This window comes from Mucilaginibacter sp., assembly GCF_028288205.1.
GTDB lineage: Bacteria > Bacteroidota > Bacteroidia > Sphingobacteriales > Sphingobacteriaceae > Mucilaginibacter.
Map to the genome: position 1 here is coordinate 102,268 of NZ_JAQBOD010000043.1, position 6,947 is coordinate 109,214.

4 protein-coding genes are annotated in these 6,947 nt (G+C 40.8%); all 4 read left to right on the forward strand.

Features of this window, described 5'->3' with window-relative positions:
• Positions 1-159: 159 nt before the first annotated feature.
• Positions 160-3,528 carry a SusC/RagA family TonB-linked outer membrane protein gene (locus JWR23_RS10345; protein ID WP_299515835.1) on the forward strand — a complete coding sequence of 1,123 codons (3,369 nt, stop codon included), beginning with the start codon at positions 160-162 and terminating at the stop codon, positions 3,526-3,528.
• An 11-nt stretch (positions 3,529-3,539) separates the two neighbouring features.
• Complete coding sequence (locus tag JWR23_RS10350) at positions 3,540-4,958, forward strand: RagB/SusD family nutrient uptake outer membrane protein (RefSeq protein ID WP_299515836.1); 1,419 nt, start codon at positions 3,540-3,542, stop codon at positions 4,956-4,958.
• 87 nt (positions 4,959-5,045) lie between these two features.
• Positions 5,046-6,290, forward strand: coding sequence for a peroxiredoxin (locus JWR23_RS10355; RefSeq protein ID WP_299515838.1), 1,245 nt, complete (start codon positions 5,046-5,048; stop codon positions 6,288-6,290).
• Between the two features lie 110 nt (positions 6,291-6,400).
• Positions 6,401-6,947, forward strand: a 547-nt coding sequence (locus JWR23_RS10360) for a DUF4369 domain-containing protein (protein ID WP_299515840.1), incomplete at its 3' end; no start/stop codon positions are given.

Here is a 6,947-nt window from a genome sequence, read left to right on the forward strand (position 1 = left end):
GATTAACAAGACAAGCAAACTTAGACATTATTGCCGATTAAAGCAATATCAATGGTTTATATCATACCACTAAGTCTTGTCACAACAAATGATAGAATGAATAAAACTTATACCAAGAAATGGTTTGCGCCTCCGTGCTTAGCGCAATTGTTAAAAACTATGAAGTTAACTGTAATCATATTGATTATATCTTTAATGGAGGTAAGTGCATCCGGGCTTGCCCAGAAGATTACCATGAGCCGCAACAAAGTGTCCATCGCAGAGGTGTTTTCTGAAATTAAGAAGCAGACCGAATATCGCGTGATCTGGCCTTCTAACCTATTTGATGCGAACAAACGAATTATGGTTTCTTTTAAAGATACCCCGCTTGATGAAGTTATGGATAAGGTACTTGAAAATAATGCCTTTACTTATGAACTGGTCAATAAAACAGTGGTGTTGAAACAGAAAGAACCCTCTGTTCTGAATAAGATTCTCAATGTTATTGAGAATGTAGATGTAAGTGGCCGCATTGTGGATGCCAAAGGCAGAGGTCTGGCCTGGGTTACAGTCAGGGTGATTGACGGATCGGGGTATACCACAACCAATGATCAGGGGCAGTTTCTCCTTTCCCAAATCTCTGGAAACGCAGTGATTGCAATTTCCTCTGTTGGCTACTCGCCTATAACCATACAGATTATCAATCGTACTTGCGTGGTTAAACCTCCTATTATCCAAAATGGTAAGAACCGGAAATCTGATACTACCACAGTTGGTGAAAAAAGTGAACTTTTAAACGGAAAGTTAAATAATGTGATGATCAGGTTGGCAACGGCGACATCACGATTGGAAGAAGTGGTGGTGAATAAGGGATATTATACGACAACTCAAAGATTAAATACAGGAAATGTGGTGAAAATAACTGCTGAAGAAATTGAAAAACAGCCAGTAGCTAATTTTCTGCAGGCCCTGCAGGGGAGGGTTCCAGGTTTGATCATTACCCAGCAAAGTGGTGTGCCTGGAAGTAATTTTACGGTACAGATTCGTGGTCAGAACAGTATTTTGAACGGGAATGATCCGTTGTATATTGTTGATGGAATTCCTTATTCTCCGAGTAACTTGAACCAGGTACTTTCGGGGTATACAGGTACAGGTTCTTCTACGGCTTCGGGTTCAGCTGCAGGTCTCGGTGGACTGAGTCCGTTGAACAATATCAATCCCGCTGATCTGGAGAGTATCGAAATCCTTAAAGATGCCGATGCTACCGCTATTTACGGATCAAGAGGAGCTAACGGAGTTATTCTAATCACCACAAAGAAGGGAGGAGTAGGACCCTTATTGGTATCTGCTAATGTAAATTATGGAACCAACCTACCCACACGGCTTGCCAAGTTTATGAATACGCAGCAATACCTGGAAATGCGTAACGAGGCATTTAAAAATGATAATGCCAAACCCGGGCCATCAGACTATGATGTTACTACCTGGGATAAAAATAAATACACAGATTGGACAAAGGCATTGATAGGAAGTACCAGTTCTACCGTAAATACGCAGTTGTCTGTATCAGGAGGAACCATTCAAACCCGCTACCAGCTTGGCTTTGACTATAGCAAACAGAACCCTCCTTATGGTGGCAACTTTTCAGACGACCGGGGGGCGCTAAGGTTTAACATCAACAATACTTCCAAGAACGGGCGTTTTACAATGGGTTTTGGTGCCACTTATAGCGTGGATAACAATAATCTTCCGGGAATGGATGTTTATGGTAACGTTGGACTTGCACCTAATGCACCGGATATGCTTAATCCGGACGGATCTTTACTTTGGACCGATTATGTAAACAATCCCTATGCGTCCTTACTTAGGCCATATAACGCTTCAACCAAAAACTTGATGGCAAATGGCCAGCTTGGTTATAAAGTGATTCAGGGATTGAATATCAAAGCTGCATTTGGTTATACCAACACGTATTTTTCTGAAACCAGAAATAATCCTGCGTCGTCAATGTTACCAACTTCATACAATATTACCCAGGCTAACTCCAGTTTTGGAACGAGAAATGGAAGCACCTGGATTTTTGAGCCTCAGGCGGAGTTTGAAAGGAACATGCTGAAAGGAAATGTGAAGATATTGATCGGCTCAACCTTGCAGGGAAATGAATCTGATGGGCAAATAATTACCGGCATTTTTAAATCAGATGCTTTTCTGAACATTATCAGTGCTGCAACTACCAAAACCATTACCAATTCCTACAGTCAATATAAGTATGCGGCGATTTTCGGTCGTTTCAGTTATAATTATCAGGATAAGTATTTATTTAATTTAACCGGACGTAGAGATGGAAGTAGCCGTTTTGGACCGGACCACCAGTTTGCCAACTTTGGTGCTATTGGACTTGGATGGATATTTTCTGAGGAAAACTTAATTAAGGATAATCTTCCATTTTTGAGCCTTGGTAAAATTAGAAGTTCCTACGGGATAACGGGGAATGATCAGGTCCAAAATTATCAATATCTGGATTCTTATACACCAAGTTCTACCTATACCTACCAGGGACTAAATGGATTAAAGCCATCGCGTCTTTATAATCCTGATTTTGAATGGGAAGCCAATAAAAAGCTGGAAGCCGCTATTGAACTGGGATTTTTAAAAGATCGGATTACCCTCTCAACCAGCTGGTTTAGAAACAGATCTTCCAATCAACTGGTAAATGTGCCATTGTCTCCCGCAACAGGTAGTACATTTGTAACGGCCAATTTACCGGCTACGGTACAAAATACAGGGTGGGAAATCATGGTTACTTCGGTTAATATCCGAAGCGGAAACTTTACCTGGAAAACTTCTGGAAACGTTACTTTTGCCAGAAATAAGCTGATCGCATTTCCTGATTTAGAAAAATCTTCTTACAAAAATACCTATATCGTTGGTGAGCCGGTAACTATTCTGAAATTATATAATTATGCCGGTGTAAACCCTACTACAGGACTTTATCAATTTATTAATAAAGCAGGAGTCTTGACATCTAATCCTATTTATGGAACGGATAATACTACTGTTTTTAGTGCCAGTCCGAAGTATTATGGCGGTCTGCAAAACAGCTTTACCTATAAGGGCGTATCGCTGGATATATTTATGCAATTTGTTAAGCAAGATGGAAAAAACCTGCTTACGGGTTGGTCAAACTTGATTGGTAGCGCCAACAACTTGCCATTGGCATTTCTGGACCGCTGGCAAAAACCAGGGGATATCGCCCCGATACAGCGCTATACACAAACTTATGGCGCTGCATCAACAGCAGGAACTGCAGCAGCAAACAGTAATCAGGGATGGACAGATGCTTCGTACTTGCGTTGCAAAAACGTAGCTGTTTCTTATGTAATCAATCCCCGCTTTTTGCAAAAGATGGCTATCAAATCAGCAAAGATTTACTGCCAGGCACAAAATCTTTTTACAATTACAAACTATATGGGTGCAGATCCTGAAACGCAAGGTCTTGTACTCCCTCCGATGAAAACCATATCCGGAGGTATCCAATTAACACTTTAATAATGTATTGTATGAAATTTATTAAATATTCTTTTAAAACCAAGCTGTCATTAATCTTACTGATTATTATTGGCTGCGTATCCTGTAAGAAGTTTGTTGATATTGGGCCGCCTAAAACAGAAGTGGTTTCTGAACTGGTGTTTGGTGATGAGGTAACTGCAATTAACGCTTTAGTAAGTATTTATGGTGATATGATGAGCGGCAATAACTTTATAAGTGATTATTGTTCATCTTACCTGGGTTATACTGCTGACGAACTTGGCACATATAGTACCACCCCCGCTGCATATAGCAACAATGCGTTAACCTCAGCCAATGATGATTTCTGGAGTAAGGGGTATAATTTTATCTATCAGGCCAATGCGGTAAAAGAAGGAGTTGAGAAATCAACCAAGCTTACCGATTCAACAAAACGGCAGCTCATAGGGGAATCTTTGTTTATCAGGTCATTCTGTCATTTTTATATGGTAAATCTGTTTGGCGACGTACCTTATATTGACACTACCGACTACAGAGTGACCAATGTGGCTGTCAGGGAGCCGGTTTCACAGGTATATGGTAAAATCCTGAAGGATTTATTGGCTGCCCGCACGCTGGTGAAAAATTCCTATGTAAACGGCAATAATGGGGCTTACCCAAGTCCGAGTGCTGTTGAAAGGGTAAGGCCTAACAAAGCGGTGGTTTCTGCTTTAATAGCCAGAACTTACCTGTACATGGGCAACTGGGCAAAGGCAGAAGAAGAGGCTACGGCGTTAATCGGTAATCCGTTATATGCCTTGCCAAGTAATCTTGACCAGGTATTTTTAAAAAATAGCAAGGAAACGATTTGGCAACTGATGCCGAGTAATCCATCTTATCTTAATGGCTATTCGGGATATAATTATATTCTGAACGGTTCTTTTGGTTCCCGCCCATATTTAACTGACGTGTTGTGGAATGCCTGCAGTCCGGGGGATAAACGAAAAACGCAGTGGATGGGTACTTATTCAGGCCTTCACTTCGCTTACAAGTATAAAGTAAGCCAGGCTAATTTGCCGTCGACTGAGTATTACATGGTTTTTCGTCTTGCGGAACAATATTTGATTAGAGCAGAGGCACGGGCACATCAGAATAATATTTCAGGTGCTGTGAGCGACCTGAATGCTCTTCTGGTTAGGGCAAGAGTGAATCCTACAGATCTTCCCAATTACCTTTCTTCGTTGAGCCAGGCGCAATGTCTTGATGCTATAGCTCATGAAAGGCAGGTAGAGCTTTTTACAGAATGGGGGCACCGATGGCTGGACCTGAAAAGAACGGGTATGGCAGATGCGGTGTTAAAGGCTTTTAAAGGTACCACCAAGTGGCAGATAACTGATCAGCTTTTTCCGCTTCCACAGACACAGATCACGCTGAACCCAACTATGTCTAATCAACAAAATCCGGGTTACTAATTAAAACTTGCATAAGCTACAGCTTACAAATTGCGATGATAAGCTATAGCTTATGCATATTTTATAACCGTTAATAAAAAAATCACCATGAAAAAAATAATATTATTTATTGCCTGCTTGTTGCCAATAGTAAGTATTGCACAGGAAAAAAATACAATAATTAAAGGTACCGTAGACTCTAAAGAGCTTACAAAGATATTTACAATCTATTATAATAAGGCTACACAGCATAAAGCGATGGATTCAGTAGAAGTAAAGGATGGAAAGTTTCAGCTGGTTGTTCCTATGGACGGATTGGTGGTAAGTGTGATGATGTATGCCGGACACGATGGCAAAGGCTTGAAGAGGGAGGATATCCGGGATTCCAAGGCTTTTTTAGTTGATAAATACGGGACAGACATCCATATCAAACAGTCCGTACGTATGGCTGAATTGTCAAATAATAAGATTGAAAAAGAGAAGGAAAATTATGTTAAGTATATGTATATTCCTGAGGCGGATTCTGCAAAGATAGGCTTTTACATCAATGGGCTATCACCAATTATATTTGGCATCAATAAAAATTCAATAGATACTTCCAGTGTCGAAAAGCTCAACCAATATAAAAACGCTGTCGCAACGCTTAAAAAGATGGATGGCTTTATACAGAAAAAGCTTGATTATCAACGTAAATATGTAAAAGAAAACCCGGATTCATACTTTAGTTTTCTTGCTGTGGAGGATATTGCCCGTTATGGTAAGGATGTAAATGAAGCCAGGAAATTGTTTGTTGGCCTTTCAGACCGGTTGCACAAAAGTCCGGATGCTGCCGCAACGGATTCTTTGATAAATAAGACTTTGGACGATAAGCTTCATCCCGAAAAAGTAGCCCAACGTGCTGCAGCGTTGGTTCCCCCAAAAGCACTTACCATCGGTTTAATGGCTCCTGACTTTACTCAGTTTGATGTAAATGGCAAGGCGGTGAAACTGAGTGATTTTAAAGGTAAATATGTTTTGGTTGATTTTTGGGCCTCCTGGTGCGTGCCATGCCGCAGGGAAAATCCAAACCTGATCAAGGCCTATCAACAATTTAAAGATAAGAATTTTACTATCCTGGGAGTGGCACTTGAAGAAAAGGGACATAAAGATGCTTGGCTGGCTGCTATTAAAAAAGATGGCTTGATCTGGCCACAGGTAGCGGATATTCAAAACGCGGATAATGAAGCGCAGAAAGCTTACAAGGTGAGCAGTATTCCTATGAATTTTTTAATAGACCCTTCCGGTAAAATTATTGCTACCAATCTAAGGGATAAAGGATTGCTTGATAAACTCTCAGAGATCCTATCAAACTAAAGTATAATAAGTTACGTTAGCCACCATCTTTATCCTTAAATACAGAATTGAGCTAAATTCATTTTCTGATAGGCTACTGGGTGGTGGCTTTCTCACGATAGGATATAATCATGAAAAAGATATTATTAATGATCGGCATGCTTCTGCCTGCTTTGTGTTATAGCATTCGTGCTTCTTCCCAGGGATATGTAATAAGCGGGACAAGCGATGTTAAATACGGATTTTTAGTGTTAAACAATCGGATCAGCCGTGACACGGTTAAGATTAAAAATGGGAGGTTTGAATTTCGCGGTAAGGTTAATCGCCCCACCCTTGCTTTGATTGAAGTTGGTGGAGGAAGTGGCATCCCCGCCGAGCTTATTCTTGAAAACGGCGTGATAAACGTTAGTTTGACGAAAAAGGAATTTAAGATAGGCGGCACTAAGAATAACCGCGATTATCAGCTGATTAAAGACCAGTTGGCCCCCTACAAACAACAGATTACAGTGTTGCGGGAAAAACTGTATCAGGCCCCGGTTAAAGATCAGCGGCAGATCCAATCGAGCATCGACAGTTTGAACAGAAAAAAGGTGCTTGTTGCCGGGCCATTGATTCGGAAGGATAAAGGCTACGCCGGATTTGCAGTTTTGCTGTCAGTATACCGAAATGAAACACCTG

What these genes read in the sequence shown, in the direction of transcription:
- JWR23_RS10345 (WP_299515835.1), top strand. Translation starts at nt 160, where the DNA reads ATGAAGTTAACTGTAATCATATTGATTATATCTTTAATGGAGGTAAGT.
- JWR23_RS10350 (WP_299515836.1), top strand. Translation starts at nt 3,540, where the DNA reads ATGAAATTTATTAAATATTCTTTTAAAACCAAGCTGTCATTAATCTTA.
- JWR23_RS10355 (WP_299515838.1), top strand. Translation starts at nt 5,046, where the DNA reads ATGAAAAAAATAATATTATTTATTGCCTGCTTGTTGCCAATAGTAAGT.